General features: G+C 70.3%; 16 protein-coding genes and 2 pseudogenes. 9 read left to right on the top strand and 9 right to left on the bottom strand.

Annotation, left to right across the window (positions count from 1 at the left end; translation table 11 throughout):
• Positions 1-79: 79 nt before the first annotated feature.
• The 3 genes from ACIP6U_RS09780 to ACIP6U_RS09790 form a co-directional block, all read right to left on the bottom strand.
• A complete protein-coding gene (locus tag ACIP6U_RS09780; RefSeq protein ID WP_401714626.1) occupies positions 80-1,180 on the bottom strand; it encodes a LacI family DNA-binding transcriptional regulator in 1,101 nt (366 codons plus the stop codon).
• Positions 1,181-1,257: 77 nt separating this feature from the next.
• Entirely contained in the window at positions 1,258-2,073 is an 816-nt protein-coding gene (locus ACIP6U_RS09785) for a sugar phosphate isomerase/epimerase family protein (RefSeq protein WP_401714627.1), read from the bottom strand.
• 44 nt (positions 2,074-2,117) lie between these two features.
• Entirely contained in the window at positions 2,118-3,407 is a 1,290-nt protein-coding gene (locus ACIP6U_RS09790) for an FAD-dependent monooxygenase (RefSeq protein ID WP_401714628.1), read from the bottom strand.
• Positions 3,408-3,670: 263 nt separating this feature from the next.
• Here ACIP6U_RS09790 and ACIP6U_RS09795 point away from each other — a divergent pair, with 263 nt between their 5' ends.
• The gene (locus ACIP6U_RS09795; protein WP_401714629.1) at positions 3,671-6,805 is read left to right on the top strand and encodes a discoidin domain-containing protein; all 3,135 of its coding nucleotides are present in this window, start codon (positions 3,671-3,673) and stop codon (positions 6,803-6,805) included.
• A gap of 115 nt (positions 6,806-6,920) precedes the next feature.
• Positions 6,921-7,376 (top strand): annotated as a pseudogene (locus tag ACIP6U_RS09800) (GNAT family N-acetyltransferase); the annotation flags it as partial.
• A 55-nt stretch (positions 7,377-7,431) separates the two neighbouring features.
• Here the strand turns inward: ACIP6U_RS09800 and ACIP6U_RS09805 are convergent.
• Positions 7,432-8,103, bottom strand: a complete 672-nt coding sequence (locus tag ACIP6U_RS09805) for a TetR/AcrR family transcriptional regulator (protein WP_401714631.1) — start codon at positions 8,101-8,103, stop codon at positions 7,432-7,434.
• A gap of 112 nt (positions 8,104-8,215) precedes the next feature.
• Here ACIP6U_RS09805 and ACIP6U_RS09810 point away from each other — a divergent pair, with 112 nt between their 5' ends.
• Entirely contained in the window at positions 8,216-8,950 is a 735-nt protein-coding gene (locus tag ACIP6U_RS09810) for an SDR family NAD(P)-dependent oxidoreductase (protein WP_401714633.1), read from the top strand.
• A gap of 249 nt (positions 8,951-9,199) precedes the next feature.
• On the opposite strand, the gene ACIP6U_RS09815 is transcribed toward ACIP6U_RS09810, so the two are convergent.
• The 4 genes from ACIP6U_RS09815 to ACIP6U_RS09830 all read right to left on the bottom strand — a co-directional run bounded on the left by ACIP6U_RS09815 (position 9,200) and on the right by ACIP6U_RS09830 (position 12,569).
• Positions 9,200-10,303, bottom strand: a complete 1,104-nt coding sequence (locus tag ACIP6U_RS09815) for a Gfo/Idh/MocA family protein (protein WP_401714634.1) — start codon at positions 10,301-10,303, stop codon at positions 9,200-9,202.
• 69 nt (positions 10,304-10,372) lie between these two features.
• Complete coding sequence (locus tag ACIP6U_RS09820; RefSeq protein WP_401715513.1) at positions 10,373-10,654, bottom strand: XdhC family protein; 282 nt, start codon at positions 10,652-10,654, stop codon at positions 10,373-10,375.
• Positions 10,546-11,775: a serine/threonine-protein kinase gene (locus tag ACIP6U_RS09825; protein WP_401714636.1), complete on the bottom strand. Its 1,230-nt coding sequence runs from the start codon at positions 11,773-11,775 to the stop codon at positions 10,546-10,548. The genes ACIP6U_RS09820 and ACIP6U_RS09825 overlap by 109 nt, the downstream gene beginning before the upstream one ends.
• Positions 11,772-12,569 (bottom strand): serine/threonine protein kinase, encoded by a 798-nt coding sequence (locus ACIP6U_RS09830; RefSeq protein ID WP_401714638.1) that lies wholly within the window; start codon positions 12,567-12,569, stop codon positions 11,772-11,774. Before ACIP6U_RS09830 ends, ACIP6U_RS09825 begins: the two co-directional genes overlap by 4 nt.
• 686 nt (positions 12,570-13,255) lie before the next feature.
• On the opposite strand from ACIP6U_RS09830, the pseudogene ACIP6U_RS09835 reads away from it, so the two are divergent.
• From ACIP6U_RS09835 to ACIP6U_RS09860, 6 genes and pseudogenes are all read left to right on the top strand, one after another.
• Positions 13,256-13,699, top strand: a pseudogene (locus ACIP6U_RS09835) (LysR family transcriptional regulator); the annotation flags it as partial.
• A 110-nt stretch (positions 13,700-13,809) separates the two neighbouring features.
• Positions 13,810-14,121 (top strand): hypothetical protein, encoded by a 312-nt coding sequence (locus ACIP6U_RS09840; RefSeq protein ID WP_401714639.1) that lies wholly within the window; start codon positions 13,810-13,812, stop codon positions 14,119-14,121.
• 211 nt (positions 14,122-14,332) lie between these two features.
• Positions 14,333-15,472: a sugar ABC transporter substrate-binding protein gene (locus tag ACIP6U_RS09845; RefSeq protein WP_401714640.1), complete on the top strand. Its 1,140-nt coding sequence runs from the start codon at positions 14,333-14,335 to the stop codon at positions 15,470-15,472.
• A complete protein-coding gene (locus ACIP6U_RS09850; protein WP_401714641.1) occupies positions 15,469-16,518 on the top strand; it encodes an ABC transporter permease in 1,050 nt (349 codons plus the stop codon). The genes ACIP6U_RS09845 and ACIP6U_RS09850 overlap by 4 nt, the downstream gene beginning before the upstream one ends.
• On the top strand, positions 16,515-17,285 hold the full coding sequence (locus ACIP6U_RS09855; RefSeq protein ID WP_401714643.1) for an ATP-binding cassette domain-containing protein: 771 nt from the start codon (positions 16,515-16,517) through the stop codon (positions 17,283-17,285). The genes ACIP6U_RS09850 and ACIP6U_RS09855 overlap by 4 nt, the downstream gene beginning before the upstream one ends.
• A gap of 219 nt (positions 17,286-17,504) precedes the next feature.
• Entirely contained in the window at positions 17,505-18,692 is a 1,188-nt protein-coding gene (locus tag ACIP6U_RS09860; protein ID WP_401715515.1) for a fumarylacetoacetate hydrolase family protein, read from the top strand.
• A gap of 94 nt (positions 18,693-18,786) precedes the next feature.
• Here the strand turns inward: ACIP6U_RS09860 and ACIP6U_RS09865 are convergent, their stop codons facing one another.
• On the bottom strand, positions 18,787-21,168 hold the full coding sequence (locus tag ACIP6U_RS09865) for a beta-glucosidase (protein WP_401714645.1): 2,382 nt from the start codon (positions 21,166-21,168) through the stop codon (positions 18,787-18,789).
• Positions 21,169-21,239: the final 71 nt, after the last annotated feature.

A 21,239-nucleotide genomic window follows, 5' to 3' on the forward strand; every position in this document is an offset into this window, starting at 1 on the left:
CGCGGTGAACTTCCGCGCGCGGCCGGGGAATCCGTGCGGGCCGTCCGTCCGGCCGCCGGACCGGGACGTTCGCGCCGGGTCAGCCGGTGCGGTTGGGCAGCGCGGCGGGCGGCGCGCTGGTGCGCCGTACGCGAAGCTCCATCGGGATGTAGTGCGGCTCGCTGTCGTCGCCGTCGGTCATCAGGGACTCCAGGCGCCGTGCGGCAAGGGTGCCGAGTTCGTCGCGGGCCATGGAGGCGGTGGTGAACCGACGGGAGCCGGGCAGGTCGTCGAGGGAGATGTCGTCACAGCCGATCACCGACATGTCCTCAGGGATCCGCAGCCCCGCTGCCTCCAGCGCGGCCACGGCACCGGTCGCCACCAGGTCGTTGTAGGCGACGGCGGCGGTCACGTCGGCGGCCCGCAGCGCGTCCGCCGACTCGTAGCCCTGCCGTGCCGTATGGCCGCAGGGAATGACCGTGACCTCCACGCCGAACGCGGCGGCGTCGAAGGCGCGGATCCGTTCCGCGTTGGCCCAGGACGCCTCGGGGCCGCTCAGATAGGCCACGCGCCGGTGGCCGAGTTGTGCGAGATGGCCGCAGACCAGGGTCATCCCTCCGTAGAAGTCGGCGGAGACCGCGGGGACTCCGAGGCCGGGCACGATCCGGTTGACGAGCACCAGCGGACGGCCGCGCAGGGCGAGGTCGACGATCGCGGCGCGGTCCATGCGGGGCGAGCAGAGCAGGACGCCGTCACAGCAGCGCATCAGATCCTCGGCCAGCTCGTGCTCACTCGTCGGGTCGCCGTCCGACTCCATCACCCGCCGACCGTGCGAACGGGCCACCGCCGACACGGACTTGAGCACATCGGGGAAGTACGGGTTGGCCAGGTCGGGGACGAGCACGCCGATGGCGCCCGCCTCGCCGCGGGCCAGTCCCTGGGCGGCCGCGTTGGGGCGGTAGCCGAGCTCGGCGACCGCGCTCTGCACCCGGCGCGCGAGTTCGGGATCGACGTGGGCCGTGCCGTTGAGGACTCGGGAGACGGTCGAGGTGGACACTCCGGCCGCCGCGCCGACGTCGGTGATCGTGACCCGTCGCCTGCGGTCCCCCTTGCGTGTGGCGGGGAGCGGTTTCGCGCCTGGGACACCTGGTCCGTCGTCCGGAGCGGTCGGCTCCGCGGACGCTCCGGCGTCCTCCGTCATGTCCGGCACCTTCGAAGTAGCCAGTCCCAGCTCCCAGTCGCCCATGGTCCCCCTCGCCAGCGAAGTTCGTGTGTCGCTCAGCGCGCCAAGGTCGTCGCCCCCGCTTCCGCCAGCAGACCGCGCAGCTGCCCGACGTCGCGGCGGACCGCGGCGGACGGGTCGTCGTTGGCGTAGTGGACGTGCAGCGACAGCGGGCCGGTGTAGCCGGCCCCGGTGAGCCCGGCCAGGAGCGCGGGCCAGGGCACCACGCCGCCGTCGGCGAGGGGCTGCCACCGGCATGTCCAGTCCTCGGGTGAACCGACCTGCTCCCAGAGGGCGTTCTTCACACCGACACAGCCGACCCGGTCGAGGCCGCCGATCGTGTCGAGCGTGAGCCGCCAGTCCTCGCTGCCCTCCTTGGCCTGGTTTCCGGGGTCGGGGTGGATCAGCACGTCGTCCCGGCCGTCGAGCAGCCGCATCGCGTGCGCGGCCGACGGGCGGAGGGTGCCGTGGTGCAGCGCGAGCACGGGCCGCACGCCGTGGCGGGCCGCCAGATCGGCCAGCCCGGCGAGGTCACGACGGGCCCGGTCCAGGCCGGCCGGGTAGTCGGACTCCGCGTCGTAGCGGTAGAAGCCGACGCGCACCCGGGTCACGCCCTCCTCGGCGCAGTGTCCGAGCAGACGGTCGGCCACAGGGCCCGCGGAGGTCAGGTCCGTACTCAGGAATCCGATTTCACAGCCATTCCCGCGCAGGGCCCGTGCCGTCTCGCCGATCCGCTCCGGAGTGTCCGGCGTGACGGTCTGGCCTTCCCTGACCAGGAGGTCGGCACCGTCCGCCCCGGCGCGAACCAGCTGTTCGGACAGTACTTCCGGTGCCAGAGGGCCGAACGGTTTGGTGAGGACGAGGACACGCACGACGTGCTCCGTTTCCGCGGGCGGCGAGTGACCCGACCTCGGACCTATGGCTTGGCCGACGAGGTGGTCGGCGATCCGGTCGGGGCTGCGGAGTCCGGCACCCCCGCGTAGTCGGGCAGTTCGACGCCGTTGATCGCGCGTCCGACCAGCTCGGTGAACCATTCGCCGGCGAAATCGGGGAGCGGCTCGGTGTCCGGCCCGGGGACGTCGCGACTGCGGGCGTTCAACCGGCCGATCTCCTGGTTGGCCTCGACGAACGAGCGCATCCGCGCCTCGTAGCGGGCGAACCCGACCTCCGGGTCCCATCCGGCCGCGGCCAGCTCTCCGGCCAGCAGGTAGGCACCGACCAGTGCCAGCCCGGTGCCCTGCCCGGACATCGGTGACGAGCTGAACGCCGCGTCCCCGAGCAACCCCACCCGTCCACTCGACCAGCGGTCCATCACCACCTGGGCGACCTGGTCGAGGTAGAAGTCCGGAGTGTCGTCCAGGTGCGCGAGGATGTCCGGGGTCAACCAGCCCAGGTCCGCCATCCGCTCCCGCAGCAGAGCCTTCTGCGCTGCGACATCGCGGTGGTCGACGTCGAAGCCCGCCGAGGCGAAGTAGAACATGGCCATCGCCCGGGTGGCGTCCTGGATGGGCCGCAGGAGGGCGGAGCGCCCGGAGGCCTGATCCTGGTACTCCAGCAGCCAGCGGTCCAGCCCGAAGTCGTTGGGCACACTGAAGAAGGCCAGCACCTGCCCGAGGTGGCGGAGGTACTGCTCATGCGGTCCGAAGACCATCGCTCGCAGCTCCGAGTGCAGCCCGTCCGCCCCGACCACCAGGTCGAAGCGCCGCCGGTCGCCGCCCGCGAAGACCACGTCGACGCCGTCCGCGTCCTGGGCGAGCTCGGCGATCCGGTCGCCGAAGACGTACTCGACGCCGTCGCGGGTGTCGTCGTAGAGCACCTGGGACAGGTCCCCACGCAGGATCTCGATGTCCGCGATGAACCCGTCGCCACCGTCGTCCTCGGCACGAAAGGTCTCCAGCACCTTCCCGTCCGCGTCCACGGTGTACGCGCCGGCGGTGTCGGTGCATGCCGCGCGCACCGCCGCGTCCAACCCCATGCGCCCGATGACCTCCTTGGCGATCCCGCGCGCGTCCACCGCCTGCCCGCCGGGACGCAGCTCGGGAGCCCGCTCCACCACGGTCACCTCAGCGCCCCGCCGGCGCAGCCAGTGGGCCAGCGCGGGTCCCGCGACGCTCGCCCCCGCCACCAACACCCTGGGACCGCTCACCCGCGTCCCCTGCCCACCCGTCCGGATCGCGTGCCCCTGGTCGGAGTCGTCGACGCTCATCACAGCCTCCATCTGCTTCCTCCCGAGCGGGAACATCCCCAGCACGGGCCCACCGCTGTCGGTGCATCCAGGTCTATTGACCATGGATCCGCACGAGACTCATCGACCACAGCAGACATTGACGAGAAACGCCGACTACGAGTGCGGGCTCTCTGTGAATCAACGGCCGCGTCCGCCATGACCCTTGACTCTTCGAGAACCAGGACTGAAGAATTGCCGCCACTCCGGCTGACAACGTTGTCTAAGCCCGAAAGGCACCACGAATGGTCCCGAGATCACAGCTCGACCGCCGCCGATTCGTCCAGTTCCTCAGCGCCTCCGTCGGCCTGGCGACCCTCCCGATCGCCGCAGGAGGCAGTGCCGCCCAAGCCCAGGAAGACGCGCCTTCGACCCCGGCCTCGACCCCGGACCCGGTGGCGGAGACCTACTACCGCGTCCTGCTGAACCACACCCACTGGTCGGAGACCCAGTGGGACGCGGCCCGCGGCTACTACACCGCCAAGGACTTCGGCTTCGCCGTGGTCCTCGGCAACGCCGTACTGCTCACGCACGGCACCTACGACGGCGACCGGGCCGGCGTGGACGAAGCGACCCTCAAGTCGAGGACTCTCGCCACGATCAAGCACTTCGCCGCGAGCAACCGGCTCACCGGCGGCACCGAGTGGGGCCGGACACTGTTCTTCGACACGACCTTCCAGCTGTACTTCCTGCTGGCCGCCCGCCTGTTGTGGGACGACCTCGACAGCGCGACGCGCGCCGACATCGAGACCATCACGCGCGAACAGGCCGCCTACACCACCGGGTTGGGCACCGCCAACGACCCCGGTTCAGGCGGGTGGACCCCGAACGGACTGCTCGGCGGCTACGAAGCGGACACCAAGCTGGAGGAGATGGGTGTCTACGCCCAGTCCCTCGCCCCGGGTCTCGCCTGGGCCGCCGACGACCCGCGGCACGCGGACTGGGCGAAGGCGTACGGTCGTTGGTCGCGCAACGAAGCCGGCCTGCCGCAGGCCGATGCCGCGAACCCGGCCCTCGTGGACGGCGTCCGGGTCTCCGAGAACACCGCCCACAACACCTACGACACCTTCATCGTCGAGAACCACGGCTCGTTCGGACCGCACTACCAGGAAGAGCTCTGGCGCACGTCGGGCCGCAATGCCGCCCACTTCATCACCGCGGGCCGGCCACTGCCCGAGGTCCTCACCAGCCAGCCCAACGCCGACGCGCTGTGGCGCACTCTCCTGAGCGTCATGAGCGACGCGGGTGAGCCGCTGATGCCCATGGTCAACGACCGGGAGCATCTGTACGGACGCGATGTCATACCCCTCGCGTTCCTGGCCCAGGTCGGCGGGGACCGCGCGGCGGCCCGGGCCGAGACGGCCCTCGCGGAGCGGCTGGAGGCGTATCAGCAGTACCCGCCGCAGTACCGGCTCGCGAAGTTCTCCGGTGAGCCGAAGTACGAACCCGAGGCGCGCGCCGAACTGGCCATCAGCTACCTCCTGCACCACTGGGCCCGAGCCCACGGGCGGGTCGTCCAGCCCCTTTCCCAGGCCGAGTTGTTCGCCCGCTCGGCGGGGGTGACCGACTTCGGCTCCGGACCCGGGCTGCTGTCCCACCAGTCCGCGGCCGCCTGGGCGGGAGCCGTCACCAAACCGGGGTTCGTGAAGTTCGCCTGGCAACCCGCCCACGACGACTGGCTGTTCCGTGTCAGTGGAGCGACCCCGATGTTCCTCCCCGGCACGTCGACCGTGGTGACAGGACGGCAGGTCCATGTGTACGACGGCCGCCGCGACGGATTCGACGGCAGTGCCACGCTGCTGCGCCTGGCGTCGGGCTACGTGGGCCTGACGACTCTGCCGACGGGAGCGGTCGTCTACGCGACGACAGGCATCGCCGCGGGTGAAGGGCGGCTGGAGGTCCACAACTTGACGATGCCGGGCGTGCCTGGCCTGACGGGTTCGCGGACCTACCGGTACGCCGAGGGCAGTACCGCCGTCACCGCCCAGGACTCCCGCCCGCCGACTCCGACGCCTCGCGTCGACGAGGTGACGTTCACGCCCGCCGAGGTTCGCCACGTGCGCATGCTCGGGGTCAGTCCGGACCCGACGTACGGGTACTCCGTCTTCAGCCTCCAGGTCCGTGACGGGGCGGGCGGAGCCGACCTCGCCCAGGGCCGTACGGCAACGGCGTCCTCCAACGACACAGGCCGGGAGCCCGCGTTGGCGGTGGACGGCAACGACACGACCCGGTGGGCGGTGTCGCGGGCCGACCGCCCCCGGGCGGACAGCTGGCTCGCCGTCGACCTCGGCGCCCCTCAGCTCGTCGACCGCGTCACCCTGCGCTGGGAAGCCGCCGCGGGCCGCGCCTACATCGTGCAGGGATCGACGGACGGAGCGACCTGGAACAACCTCGCCTCCTGGCCGGTGCCCGACATCTCCAGCCGGGGGAACTGGCTGGACATCGACGGCCGGGCCGGCCTGCGGGTCACCGGCTCCGAGCACCCGATCACCGTGTCAGGCGACGCCGTCGTGCTGGCCGACGGCCCGGCCGCACCGCTCCTTGTGGAAGGCTTCGCCGACACGTCCGTCAGCGAACTGCGCGCCCTGGCGGACGGCGCCGTCCCCCGCACCACGGCCGACGCGGTCCGTGCCGCTCTCACCGACAGCCACCTCAGCCTGTTCAACCTGTCCGGATCACCGGTCTCCACTACCGTCGACATCCCCCAACCCGGCTCCACAGCGGTCGTGTTCGAAGGCCGGCAGGTGTTCACCAGGACGGGCAGTTCCTACGAGGCACGTCTCGACGCGGCGGAGGCCCGCCTGCTCCCGCCTCGCATGACGCTGCGGGCTCTCACCGGAAACCGGCTTCCGACGGGCCTGCGGGTGGAGGTCGTCGACGGCGCGACGGTGCGCTTCACCGGTCCGGCCTGCCGGGTCCAGGTCGGCGGACAGGGGCAGAAGAAGACCGTGGTGATCCGTTCGCACCGCACCACGACCGTCTCCCTCCCGAGGGCAACCGCCTACCCCTTGGACAATCTCGCGCTCGGCCGCGTCGTGTTCCCGACCAATCCCCTGCCGCCCGGCATGGCTGATCCCGAGGCCGCCGTCGACGGCAGTGCGGCAACCGCGTGGACGCCCGGTCCGCACGGCCGAATCGTCGTGGATCTCGGCGATCAGCACCGCGTCCGTGACGTCCGCACCGAATGGACCGGAGGCCAAGTGCCGGGCCTCCGGGCGGAGTACAGCACCGACGGCCTCACCTACCGGACGGCCGGACACCTCACCGGCCACGGCCGCGACCGACGTCTCAGCACGGACCTGACCGCGCGCTACATCGCGCTGGCGACCGACGCGAAGGACGAACGGAGCGCCCGACTGATCAACCTCGTCCTGCGCTGAGAACGTCCGAGAGATGATGTTGTGGTGCCTGCCGCTCAGCCCGGCCACGCAGGGTTGAGCGGCATGGGCCTGCTCTGCGGGTCTGTGAGCCCCGTCGAGCGCGACGGCGCCTGCCATGATCGTCGCCATGGGGATACACATCGCACCGGCCCAAGTGGGCGACTTCCACCAGGTCCTGACCGACCACCCCCGTTACTGGGGCGAACGCGACCTTCGGTCGCTGCATCTGCTGGCACTGGTCCAGGAGTTCGGTTCCACCTGTCTGGTCGCCAGGGCCGAGGACGGAATCCGTGGGTACGTCTTCGGGTTCGTCACCCCGGACGGCACCGGCTACGTGCATCTGATCGCCACACGCGACGACACCCGCGGCACCGGTCTCGGGCGTGACCTTTACACGGCGTTCGCCGAAGCGGCGGAACGTCAAGGTGCGCGGCGGTTGAAGGCGATCACGTCGGTCGGGAACACCGGCTCGATCGCGTTCCATCGCAGCCTCGGCTTCGACACGAAGATCGTCGACGAGTACAACGGCCCCGGTCGACCCATGGCCGTCTTCCATCGAGACCTGCCGCTGCCGATCGATCGCCGCGCACGTGGCGATGAGGCCGGTGCGCCGACGGCATCCGTCCCTAGGCGACGACGCTGGACGGGCCGGGCGTACGTGCACGCCGTTCTTCTGCGGTCCTCGTGCGATCTTCGATGTGGTCGAGCATCGCGTCCAGCGCCGCCTCCAGCGGCCTGACCTGGCGCTGCAGTTGGGTGAGCAGCAGGCCGCCCTGGAGCGCGGCGAGCGTTGCGAGGGCGAGGTCGTCGGGGTCGGCGTCGAGTTCACCGCGGTCGTACATCCGCTGGAGACCGCTACGGATCGCCGACTCCCAGCGCAGGAAGCCGCTGGCCGCGGCGAGCCGCGCCTCGGGGTTGGTCTCGGCGATCTCGCTGCCGAGGGAGCCGATCGGGCAGCCGCCGCGGCACTGAAGCCGGAGCTGGTATTCCACCAGCGCATCCCGCCACTGCCGTAGGCCCTCCATGGTGTCGAGCCCGGCGAACAGCGGCTTCTGCATGTCCAGCACCGCCTCGGTCTGGAACTCGATCACGGCCAGCAGGAGTTCCTGCTTGTCGGCGAAGTAGTGGTAGATCTGCGAGCCGCTCACGCCGGCGGCCGCCCGCACATCTTCCAGCGTCGCCTCGGTCACACCCTGCTCGTACATGAGCTGTGCGGCGGCGGCCACGATCCGGCGCCGCGTCTCCTGCCCCTTGCGGGTCAACTTCTTCTCGGGGGGCCGCCGCGCCTCGGTACTCATGCACGCAACGCTAGCAGATTCTGGATTGGACAACCCATTTTTCGCGAACCATTGTGGGTCACCTAACCCATTCCAGCCGTCATGCGCGGCCGGATTCCTGGAAGGACCCGTCATGGAACTCTCCGACAAGGTCGCCCTCGTCACCGGCTCGACCGGTGGCATCGGCGCCGAGACGGCCCGGCTGATGGCGGCGGCCGGTGCAGAGGTGGTCGTCTCCGGCCGCAACGCCGAACGCGGAGCCGAGACCGTACGGTCGATCACGGACGCCGGTGGCAGGGCACGCTTCGTCGCCGCCGACCTCACCGAACCGGCCGCGCTGCGCCGCCTCGCCGAAGAGGCCGGACCCGTCGACATCCTGGTCAACAACGCCGCGATCTTCCCCGGGGCGCCGACCGTGGACCAGGATCCCGACACGCTCGACCTGGCCCTGGCGGCCAACGTCCGCGCCCCGTACCTCCTCACCGCGGCCCTGGTCCCCGCCATGATCGCCAAGGGCTCCGGCAGCATCGTCAACGTCAGCACCATGGCCGCCCGGATCGGCATGCCCGGGCTGTCCGTCTACAGCGCCACCAAGGCCGCGCTGGAGTCGCTGACGCGCACCTGGGCGGCCGAGTTCAGTCCGGCCGGCGTGCGTGTGAACACCGTCGCGCCCGGTCCTACGCGGACCGACATGGTCCTGGCCACCATGGGTGAGGAGGGTGCCGCGCAGGTCGCTAAGACCACCGTGCTCGGCCGGCTCGCGACCCCGCGGGAGATCGCCGAGGTGATCCTCTTCCTCGCCTCGGACCGCGCCAGCTACCTCACCGGCGCCACCCTCGCGGCCGACGCCGGACGCACCGCGGTCTAGGGCTCTGACCGCATAGGCCCGCCGGAGCGTTCAGGCTGCGGTGGCGAGAGGGCGTCCGCCCCGGCGGATGCTCTCTCGCTGCGGACGCGGGCGCGTTCTCGGCGTTCGGCGGCCAGAGTTCCGCACGCTTTCGAGGCGATCCCGTGACGCCCTACGTCTACGGACGTGCGGCCCGGGCGAGGCGCCTCGCGGAGGGCGAGTAGCGGTGGCTTGCGAGCCGGCTCCTCGGCGGCGGCCCGCCCTCCGGGGTCAACTGGCCGCCCACGGCTGCACCGTGGTCGCCACGGGCGTACCGGTACGGGCCGACTCCTCGCAGGCCAGCGCCAGCAGGTGATCCTGACAGCCGTCGGCCAGCGGGTACGGTTCCGGGCCGGCGTCCCGTACCCAGGCGCCCGTCCGGCACAGCAGGTCCACGACGGCGAGGTCGTCCTCGGACAGGCTCGCGCCCACGTACTCGTTGCGCCACAGCACTTCGCCGTCGAAGGAGATGTGGTGGACCTCGGCCCCCTCAAGGTTGAGGTCGGTGCCGGTACGGCGGCGGGTCAGCGCGGATTCCACCGGAGTGCGCGGGTCGGCCATCCGCACCACCGTGTCGTCGACGATCTCGCCGAGCGACCCCCGCACCACGATCCGGCGGGCCCGCAGCGGGTTCCACCACTGATTGTCCGTGAAGTCGTAGAGCGCCGTACGGGCCGCGCCGAAGTCCAGCAGGGCGAGGGTGGTGACGGCGTCCTTCGGAGTCAGGTCGCCGGTCCATCCGGCCGGCGTCAGCGGATCGGCCAGCGGGGCGGTGAAGGCCCGAGCGGTGACGGTCGCGGGGGCGAAACCGACGCCCAGCGTGTGCCGGATCAGCGACATCGCGTGGTACATGTGCGTCGACGACACCTGTACGGAGGTGACCTCGCCGATCACTCCTCGCCGTACGAGGGCGAGCCGGGCGGCGTGGCCCGGCATGAGCGGGTACTGCTCCGCGACCTGGACGAGGGCGCCGCCCCCTGGGCGCTGCGCGGCGCCCACCGCGTCCCACAACCGGCCGAGTCCCAGCACGTCGGGTGCGGGCGGGGTCTCGGCGAGCACCGGTGTCCCGCGCTCGACGAGTTCCTCCACGACCTGCGGCGTGACCTCCCACGGCACCGACGGGATCACGAACTCCGGTGCGGTGGAGCACAGTTCGTCGACCGTACGGAAGACCGGCACGCCCCATTCCGCGGCCACTCGGGCGGCGCGGTCGGCGGAGCGGGTCACCACGCCGGCGACCGCGAGCCGTTCGGGCAGCGCCCGCGCCAGCCGTACGAAGAACTCGGCCCGCCAGCCGCTTCCCACGATGCCGAACCGTATGGGTGTTGCGCTCACTGCCAACTCCTCCCTCGTCCGGGCCGCGAGTCTAGGTCACGTCGTGACGGTCGGCGCGGGCCGCGTGTCTCAGTGGACGCCGCTGTGGTGGATGGGCGTACCCGCTTCGCTCAGGGGCCGGCCGGTCCCGCCGCGGCGGGTCGCGACGATCTCGGCGGCGATCGACAGGGCTGTCTCCTCGGGGGTGCGGCCTCCGAGATCGAGGCCGATGGGCGAGCGCAGGCGCTTCAACTCCTGTTCCGTCAGACCTGCTTCGCGCAGCCGCCGGTCGCGGTCGACGTGGGTGCGCATGGAGCCCATGGCGCCCACGAACGCGACGGGCAACCGTAGGGCGACCTCGAGCAGGGGGATGTCGAACTTGACGTCGTGGGTGAGCACGCACAGGACGGTGCGGGCGTCGGTCGTCGTGCGGAGCAGGTAGCGGTGCGGCCAGTCCACGACGACGTGCGTCGGGGGCGGGGCGGCACCACGGACCGTTCCTCTTCGGCCCGGATTCGGGCCATCAGGCTCTCAAGGGTGTGTGCGGCACGGACGGCGTGGGTCGGGCTGAGACAGTCGGCCGCCAGGTCGCGCCAGAAGGGCGGCACACGCGGGTCCATGCGCAGCGGTGCGCGTCCGTCGGCGTACTGCTGGGCGGCGGCTGCGCGGGCGGCAGGCGTGGCACCGGGGAAGGGGGAAGAGCCTGCGGTGAAGACCTGGTGGATCATCACCCCCAGGGCCCAGATGTCGGTGCTCTGCCGTATCTGTACACCCTGTTCGCCCAGGGACGCCTGCCAGCGTTCCGGCGGTAAGTAGTCAGGAGTGCCCAGGGGCGGGATGTAGGCGTGGGTGCCGGTCAGTTCCGCCGCGAGGCCGAAGTCCGCCAGCCGTGCCGATCCGTCCGCCATGATCAGGACGTTGTCGGGCTTGAGGTCCCCGTGCACCCAACCCATCCCGTGTAGGTGCGCCAGCCCTTCACAGATCTCGGTGAGCAGCCGCGCCCCTTCACTCGCCGAGAGGGGCTCGTCGCCCAACGGAGTGGAGGACGGAGAGGGGACGGCACGGCCCGACGGGGACAGAGCCTCCAGCAATTCCCGCAGGCTCAACTCGGCTCGCTCCATCACGAGGACCACGGCTCCGTCAAAAGCCGCGCCGTCACGCTCGCCGAGCGTGACCGAGTCGTACAGCCTGATCAGCCGCGGATGCCGGGTACGCCGGCTGAGTTCGGCCTCGCGCCGGGCGGTTTCCACGAGTCCGCGCGCCTGACGCGGCGCGAGCCCGGCCGTGTGCAGGAACTTGAGGGCAACCTCCTTCGGAGGCGTCTCCCTCGGGACGGCGGGGCTGCCGTCGTCCACCTTCGCGTCGCCGGCCGGGACGTCGGCGCGTCGGGCCGCGTACACCGTCCCCCATCCGCCGGCTCCGATCAGGTCGGTGACCTCCCACTCCCCCACCCGGTAGCCGCGCGGGACCAGTTCCGCGGATTCGCTGCTCACGCTCCCGCCACCCCCGTCCGCTGGAGGAGGGCGCTCCTGGACGGCAGGAGTTCCAGGTGCTCTTCTCGCACGAGTCCGAAGCGCAGGGCGAGTCCCGCCACGGATTCCCGCTTCCCGTTGCGTCGGACGCTCTGACCCGATCCGGTCCCGGGGGCGGAGATCCGGAGCTTTTGCTCCGCCAGATAGTCGATGTGAGAACTGACCGCCCGCGCGGTCAGCCGCTCGCAGCCCGGCTGGTTCCGCAGTCGCTCGACGATCTGCGGGGTGGTCGCCACCGTCACCGTGGACTCGTCACGCAGCCGCGGTTCGCACAACGCGACCAGCACGAGGAAGTACGTGGAGGTCTCGTCCAAGGAGAATCCAGCCAGCGTCCCGGTGCCGGCCATGTCCCCCACCTGGCTCGTGCCGACGTATACGTGGTCGGGAGCGAACACCTGGAAACTCACGGGACGCCCCCCTGCCGGCAGGATGACGCGCGCGAACTCGAACGGCACGGGCGCTCCCGCCCGACGTGGCGGGACCCTGAAGTACTCCCCCGCACCCTCCGGGTTCTCCACCACGTAGGTCTGGGACGCACTGAGGTTGCTCAACTGCCAGTGGTCCTCGGTCACCCGGATCTCTCCCGCGAGCCGGGACACGGCCGGATCCGCCAGCCGCAGATCGACGGGAACGGAGACGGATCCACGCCCGAAACGGGCTAAGTCCCCGGGACCGAGTCGAAGACTCAACGGCTCCGACTCGGGTGTGATCTCCGTTCCCCCGTCCGACGGCAGGTGAACCAGTACGCCGCTCATGGTCTCCTTCTACAGTTCGAAATCCTGGCGCCCGTCGCCCTAGACCGGACGCAGCGCTCAAGGGCTGTCTGACTTAGCCCGGCGCACACGCGGCCCAGGCGCGGACTCCGTGGCCGCCTGATCAGTTCCGCGACGGCCGAAGGCGCTCCGCTCATGGAGGCAATGACGGCAGCACCTGCTCTGGCCATGGGACCGGGCGCGGCAGCATCGGGCCTGGAGCCGTACGAGGTGTCCCGAAGTGACCGGACGGAAGACAGTCGGGTCCGCCCGATACCCCGGCGCCTACCGGCCGTCGCCCCTGCGTGCGCGAGGCTCGACGGAGCGGTCCTCGGCTCGTGGCAGCCCACGCCCTGCGCCGCGTCCTCCTCCGGTGAACATCGGGCCTGCGCATCGGCAGCGCTCCGGTGGCGGCATGCTGTTCACGGTCAAGCCGGGTCCCCCGTCTGATTCCCCGCACCGAACAAGTACGGCAGCTCCCGGTCCCAAGCCAGGATGGTCAGTCCGGCGACCAGGGCGGCCTCCAGAACAGTTACATGGCAGCGGCATCGTTGTCATGGGATCAGCCATGCGGAATCCCATCCGGTCGATAAGGTATTCCTCATGGATGACCGAAGAGAGCAACTGCCATAACTGACAAGGGATCTGATAGGGCGACAGAGCCGAGCATCCACCAGCTGCGCCTGTTCGTGGTTCTCAGCGAAGAACTTCATTTCGGTCGCGCCGCCGCACGTCTGTTCATCACGCAATCCGCCCTGAGCCAGCAGATTCGGGACGCCGAACAACGCCTGGGGGTGCGGCTGTTCGACCGCACCAGCCGTGCGGTCGCCATCACCGCCGCCGGACGCGCCCTGCTCCCCGAGGCACGAGCAGCCGCCGATGCTGTGGCCCGGTTGCGGAGGTTGGCCGAAGCCCAAGCGCGCCAGCTGTCCGGCCACTTGGTCGTGGGGACCGTGGGAGCGGAGGCCGCCATGCCGCATACCCGCACCGTCTTGCGCACCTTGCAGGACCAACACCCTCGGATGACGCTGCAGGTCGTCAGCCTCAATTTCGTCGACCACCTCACCGCTCTCGTTCGGCAAGAGGTCGACGTCATGTTCCTACGACCACCCGTGCCGGCCGGCATTGAACTGCACCACCTCGCCACCGAGCCCCGCGTGGCGTGTCTTCACGTCGGCGATCCACTTGCCGACCTGCCCAGCGTCTCTCCCTGGCCCAGCTCGCCGATCGTCCTGTGGTGGCCATGCCCGAGAAGGTGCCGCAGATCTGGTGGGAATTCTGGGCGGTGGATCCCCGCCCAGACGGCAGTCCCGTACGGTACGGACCGGTCGCGAGCGACATCGAGTCCCTGCTGCACACCGTGGCCAGCGGCGAGGCGATGTGCTTCCTCCCGGCAGCCGCACGCGACTTGTTCCCCCGCCCCGGCATCCGCTACGTAGACGTCACCGACCTCACGCCGTGCAGTGCGGCCATGGCCTGGCTCGCCGAGAGACGCCACGAGTCCACCATCGCCGCCATACGAGAGGCGGCCCACGCCGCTCTCTGCGACCAGTGAACGAGAAGGGGCAACCATGACCGGTTTGGACAACTGAAATGACGGCGCAGCCCTGACGGAGCGGCGGCCGACCCATGGACGAATGTTGACGAAACCGTAGCCCGCTCAGGACCTTGACGACCTATCAGACCGGCCCTACGTTCAGCCGCACCAACCGATCCGAACGTCGTTCGAAGTATCGGACAGCAAGGCTGAACACACCGGGGTGATCATGAAGAAGATCGATCCGCAGGTGGAAGAAGCCGTCGACACGCTCAGCCTGAACGGGCTGGCAAGACGACGGCTACTGAGCGGCGCAGGAATGGTGAGCGCCTCGGCTGCCGCGGCCGCCTTACTGTCCGCCTGCTCAGCCGGCAACAAGAGCGACGACAACAAATCCGGCGACGGTGTCGGCGACTTCCCCGAGACACCGAAGTGGAGGTTCGTGTTCGTCAACCACGTCACGACGAACCCGTTCTTCACCCCGACGCAGTACGGCGCGGCCGACGCCTGCGCGCTCCTGGGCGCCTCGTTCCAGTGGACCGGATCGAAGGACTCGAGCGTCCCGGAAATGGTCAGCACCATGTCCTCGGCCGTCTCCGCGAAGGCCGACGGCATCGCGGTGGCGGTCGTCGACAAGAACGCCTTCAAATCGCCCGTCGACAAAGCCCTGGACGCCGGCATCCCCACCGTCTCGTACAACGCGGACGGCGCGAAAGGGGATCCGGGGACGAGCCGGCTCTGCTACATCGGCCAGGACCTCTACCAGTCCGGGGTCGAACTGGGTCGCCGCATCGCCTCGGTGATGCCTTCCGGCGGGGACGCGGTCGGGTTCATCGCCACCCCGGGCGCGCTCAACATCCAGCCGCGCATCGACGGTGCCACCGACGCGATCAAGGCATCCGGCAAGTCGATCAACTTCAAGTCGGTCGCCAGCGGCGCGGAGCTTCCTCAGGAGCTGTCGACCATCGACGCGTATGCCAGCGGACACAAGGGCCTCAAGGGCCTGTTCGCGGTCGACGCGGGCTCGACGGAGAGCGTCGGGAAGGTCGTGAAGAAATACGGCCTCAAGAAGAAGGGCGTGGTCGCGGGCGGCTTCGACCTGAACCCGAACACCCTCACCGCGATCAAAGCGGGTGACCTCGACTTCACCATCGACCAACAGCCCTATCTTCAGGGCTTCCTGAGCGTGCTGTACCTGTGGATGTACAAGCTGTCCGGCGGCCTGGTGATCCCGAGTGTCACCGACACCGGGCTGCTCTTCGTGACCAAGGACAACGTCGACCCGTATCTGCAGACCAGGACCCGGTACGAGGGCTCCAGCACGAAGCAGCAGCTGATCAAGCGCTCCGGCGCCATTGGCCACGCATGAGCGAGCCGGTCGTGCAGGACGCGACCGGCGGGAAGACCGCCGCCGGCACCCCGCCGGTGAGGCGGCACGGCCCGCTGCGCCTCGCCTTCGAGACGTTCGTCATCCGCCGCGAGGCCACCATCTTCATCATCGCGGTGGCCCTGCTGCTCTACTTCTGGTCCAACAACTCCGACTTCCTGGCCCGCAGCAACCTGGTCAACCTCTCCCAACAGACAGCGCCGTACGCGATCATCGCGGCGGGCATGGTGATGCTCCTGGTCAGCGGGGAGATCGATCTGTCGGTGGGCGCCGTCTTCGCGCTGTCGCCGTTCCTGATGCACTACATGATCGACTACTACGGCACGTACCCGATCATCGCCATCGTCGGCTCGGTACTGGCCGGCGCCGTCATCGGTCTCGCCAACGGCTTCGTGGTGGTCGTGCTCAAGGTGCCGTCGTTCGTCGCCACGCTGGGCATGCTCTTCCTCATCCTGGGCATCATGCTGACCACGTCGCACGCCTACCCGGCGCAGATCCCCGAGGCGGCGCACGGGGTGCGCGGCTGGTTCGGACAGTCGGACTGGTCGGAACTGATCTGGTGCCTGATCATCGTCGCGTTCTTCCACGTGGTACTCACCCGGTCACGCTGGGGGCTGCACACGATCGCCACCGGCGGCAACCCGCTCGGCGCGAGCGAGGCCGGCATCAGGACCGGCCGCATCAAGTTCGGCAACTTCATGGCCACCAGCGCCCTCGGCGCCTTCGCCGGCATCCTCGAAGCCTTCCGCGTCGACTCGATCGACCCGACCTCCGCGGGTGCGGACGGCGCCTCCCCCATGTTCACCGCCGTCTCCGCCGCGGTCATCGGCGGTACCGCGCTGGCCGGCGGCTCGGGGACGGTCGTCGGCGCGCTGCTCGGCGCGCTCGTCCTCGCGGAGCTGCGCAACGGACTGAACTTCATCGGCATCAACGCCAACCCGTTCAACATCATCCTCGGTGCGGCGATCATCCTCTCCATGGTGCTCAACGTGTACCTGGCCGGACTGCGAAGGGCGGGCCGCCGATGAGCGGGACGACCGGGACGACACCGCCGGCGCTCTCCGTGGAGCACGTGGTCAAGGGCTTCGGCGCGGTCACGGCGCTACGGGACGTGAACCTGCGCCTGGACAAGGGGGAGGTACTCGCCCTTGTCGGTGACAACGGCGCCGGAAAGTCGACCCTGTTGAAGATCCTCTGCGGCTTCCACCGGCCCGATGCCGGCCGCATCCTCCTGAACGGCGAGGAGGTGACGCTCAAGTCGGTCGACCATGCCCGCTCGCTCGGCATCGACGCGGTCTACCAGGACCTGGCGCTGGTGAACGAGCTGACGGTCTACCACAACATGTTCCTGAACCGGGAGAAGATCGGCCGCACCCGGCTGCTGAACAACCGCGCGATGCGCAGGATCGCCCAGGAGCACCTGGACGAGATGGGGGTGAACATCCCGTCGGTCGATGTCGAGGTCGCCAAGCTCTCCGGTGGCCAGCGCCAGGCCATCGCCGTGGCACGCTCGGTCTATTCCGAGGCCAGGGTCCTCCTGCTCGACGAGCCCCTGGCCGCGATGGGCGCCAAGGAGGGCGCACTCATTCTCGACCTGGTCAACGACCTCAAGGCCCGCGGCGAGGTCTCCGTCATCATCATCGCCCACAACTACGCCCAGGTCTTCGAGGTCTGCGACCGAGTCAACCTGCTTCAGCACGGCGAGATCACCTTCGACAAGCGCACGTCGGAGACGTCGGTGACCGAGCTGACCGATCTGGTGGTCGAGGAGTACCGCAAGTCCCGTACCAAATAGGCGTCTTCGGGCGGAGCCGCGCCGCAGCGAGTGTGCCGAAGGGCGGGAAGCCGGCGTTCGCCGAGCCAGGATCCCGGCATCCCGACCGTGGAACAGGCCAGCCAGGGTGCCGACTTCGGTTTCCTGCGCGGCAGCCGTGGACACGAGGTCCCTGGTGACTCCCCCACCGAGCCCGCCCCGGGCGACCGTGTCCCTTTGATCCGCAGGAGAGCATCGATCGTGGAATCGGCAGCAGCGCGCCCTCGTCCCGTCCTCACACCCGGCCCCGTCCTGCCGGAGGACGCCGACCGGGCCGCCCTCGTGGCGCGCGTCCACGACCCGGAATGCGACGGACCGTGTGTGGCCGCGGTGCGCGGCGAGGAGGTCGTCGACCTGACGGCCGTGGTCCCCACTGTCTCCGACCTCGTGGATCGCGACGACGCGGCGGCGGTCGTCCGCGAGGCCGTCGGCGGACAAGTCTGGCGCCTGGACCAGCTGTTGGAGGCACCGGCCGGCCGCCGTGACGTTCCGCATCTGCTCGCCCCCATCGACCTCCAGGTGATCAAGGCCGCGGGCGTCACCTTCGCCCGGAGTCTGCTGGAACGCGTCATCGAAGAGCGCACGGGCGGCGATCCGGAGCAGGCCGCGCGGGTGCGGGCCCGGGTCGGACAGGTGGTGGGCGGTGCGCTCGACGGCATCCGACCCGGATCGCCCGAAGCGGACAAGGCCAGGGAACTGCTCGTCGCCGAAGGGCTGTGGTCGCAGTACCTGGAGGTCGGGATCGGGCCGGACCCCGAGGTGTTCACCAAGGCCCCCGTACTGTCCGCGGTCGGCACCGGCTCCGAGGTGGGAGTGCTCGGCGCCTCGGTGTGGAACAACCCCGAGCCCGAGGTCGTCCTCGTCGTGGACGCACGCGGCCGGGTACGCGGCGCGACGCTCGGCAACGACGTCAACCTCCGCGACATCGAGGGGCGCAGCGCCCTGCTGCTGTCGCGCGCGAAGGACAACAACGCCTCCTGCGCGATCGGCCCGTTCCTGCGCCTGCTCGACGAGGACTTCGACCTCGACACCGTACGAGAGCTCGACATCGACCTGCGGATCGACGGCACCGACGGCTACGTACTGCACGGCAGCAGTTCCATGCGGGAGATCAGCCGCGACGTACTGGACCTGGTGGCTGCCACACGCGGTCCGCATCACCAGTACCCGGACGGCTTCGTGCTGTTCACCGGCACGCTGTTCGCTCCCACCGAGGACCGAGGGGCACCTGGCGCGGGCTTCACCCACGAGTACGGCGACGTCGTGCGGATCTCCAGCCCGCGGCTCGGCGCTCTGGTCAACACCGTCGTCACCAGCGAGGAGGCCGCTCCGTGGACGTCCGGCGTACGGGCGCTGATGCGCAACCTCGCCCGGCGCGGCGTGCTCTGAGCGGACGAGGGCACATGCGGCCGTCACCGCGTTCGCGGGCGTTGTGCGCAGCGCGCGCCGCCGATCCTGCGACGCGCGCTGCGCACCCCCCCGTTCATGGCCGGACGACCGGCTCCTGCCCGATCGTGGTGTGCAGGCGCCGTGTGTGATCCACGTGGCGCTCGGCTCCGGTCAACGTGACTCCGGCCGTCAGGCGCGGGTCCACGCTGGAGGCGGCCAGCCGCAGTTCCAGCTCGCCCGGTTCGACGACGCGCCGGCCGTCGCGTCCGGTGAAGGAGGCGAGGTCGGCCGGGACCGTGACGTGGATGCGGCGGGCCTCGCCCGGCTCCAGTTCGACCCGGGTGTAGCCGACGAGACGCTGCACGGGCTGGACGACGGAGGCAACCGGGTCGTGCAGATAGAGCTGGACGACCTCGGTTCCGGACCGCCCGCCTGTGTTGCGGACGGTGAGGGCGAGGGCGAACTCGCCGTCCGTCGGAGCCTCTTGGGAGTCCACGGTCAGGTCCGTCCAGTCGAACCGTGTATAGGACAGGCCGTGGCCGAAGGCGAACGCGGGGGTCGGGTCGATGCTGGAGACCTCGTTGGCTTGAGCGAGCCGCGCCCCGAGGTACGTGGCCGGCTGGGAGCCCGGCCCGCGCGGCACGCTGACCGGGAGGCGTCCGGAGGGATTGGTCCGGCCGCTGAGCACCCCGGCGATCGCGTGGGTCCCCTCCTCGCCCGGGAAGAAGGACTGCACGATCGCGGCGGACTCCTCCACGGCGCGGCCCAGGGCGTACGGCCGTCCCGCGAGCAGGACGGTGACCACGGGTGTCTCCAGGTCGAGCAGGGTGTCGAGGAGTTGCTGCTGCGCACCGGGCAGCACCAGGGCCTCGACATCGCATCCCTCACCACTGGTGCCCCGCCCGAAGAGCCCGGCGCGGTCGCCGAGTACCACCAGAGCGACGTCGGCCTCACGAGCCGCCCGGGCGGCCTCGTCGATGCCGGAGAGGTCTCCGTCGTCGATTCCGGTGCCGCGGACGACCGTGATCTCGGCGTCGGGGAACTCGGCGGCGAGTGTGTCGCGCAGTGTGGGCAGTTCGATGCCCAGTGGGGTGTCGGGGTGGCGGACGCCGATGTGCTGGGGGAAGGAGTAGCAGCCCAGTACGGCGACGGGCTCGTCGGCGTTGGGGCCCAGCAGCGCGATGCGGCGCGGCCTCCCGAGCGGGAGGGTGCCGTCGTTGCTGAGCAGCACGACCGCCTTCTCGGCGACCGTGCGGGCCAGGGCGCGGTTCTCCGGGCCGTCCAGGTCGATGCGGCCGCGCAGAGCGGCCGGATCGGCCAGGCTCGCCCCGTCCAGGGCGGCCGGCACGGGGTTCCAGTCCGGGTCGAGCAGGCCGAGCAGCACCTTCTGGGTGAGGGTCCGACGCAGGGCACGATCGACCAGCGCCTCCTGGACGCGGCCGTCGGCGACGGCCTCGGCCAGAGGCGCGCCGTATGTCTTCACGTTGGGCAGTTCGACGTCGACGCCCGCACGCAGCGCCGTGCCGGCGGCGCCGGACCAGTCGGCCGCGATGCCGTGCAGGGTCTTGAGGAAGGCGATGGCGAAGTAGTCGGCGACGACGGTGCCGTCGAAGCCCCACGTGTCGCGCAGCAGCCCGGTGAGCAGATCCTCGTCGGCCGCGGAGGGCATGCCGTCGGTGTCGGTGTAGGCGTTCATCACCGACCGGGCGCCGCTTTCACGGATCGCCATCTCGAAAGGTGGCAGCAGAACGTCGGCGCGCTCGCGCGGCCCCATGGAGGAGGGGGCGAGGTTGCGCCCGGCGCGGGAGGCCGAGTATCCGACGAAGTGCTTGAGGGTGGCGACGATTCCGGCGGATTCGAGGCCCTGCACGTAGGCGGTCGCGATGGTGCCGACGAGGTACGGGTCCTCGCCGATGGTCTCCTCGACCCGGCCCCAGCGGGCATCGCGTACGACGTCGAGGACGGGCGCGAGTCCCTGGTGGACTCCGACGGCACGCATGTCGCGGCCGATGGCGGCGGCCATGCGCCGCACCGTGTCGGGATCGAAGGTGGCCCCCCAGGACAGCGGAACGGGGTAGGCCGTCGCCCCCCAGGCCGCGAAGCCGGCCAGACATTCGTCGTGCGCGAGAGCGGGGATGCCGAACCGGTTCGTGGCGGCGATACGGGTCTGGGTGCGGGCCAGGGAGAGCGCGCCCAGGGCGGGGTCGACCGGGACCGTGCCGAAGGGCCGGGTCAGCTGGCCCAGTCCGGTGGGCAGGAGTGCGTCGAGATCGACGGCCTCCTCCATGTCGTGCTGGTGGGGCGCCACTTCACCGCCCTGGTCGGAGGCGCCCACCCACACTCCGTACAGCTGGGCGGTCTTCTCCTCAAGGGTCATCGCGTCGATCAGGGCGTCGACCCTTGTGGCGACGGGCACGGTGGGGTCGTTCCAGAGGGCGATTCCGGGGATGTTCTCTACGGCCACGTTGGCGTTCACTTTCCTCCCACGTGCGTCAGACCCTTGGCCGGGACGCGACGGGCGAACAGGTGGACGAGCAGGACTCAAGG

It is taken from the genome of Streptomyces sp. NPDC088794, assembly GCF_044750545.1.
Taxonomy (GTDB): domain Bacteria; phylum Actinomycetota; class Actinomycetes; order Streptomycetales; family Streptomycetaceae; genus Streptomyces.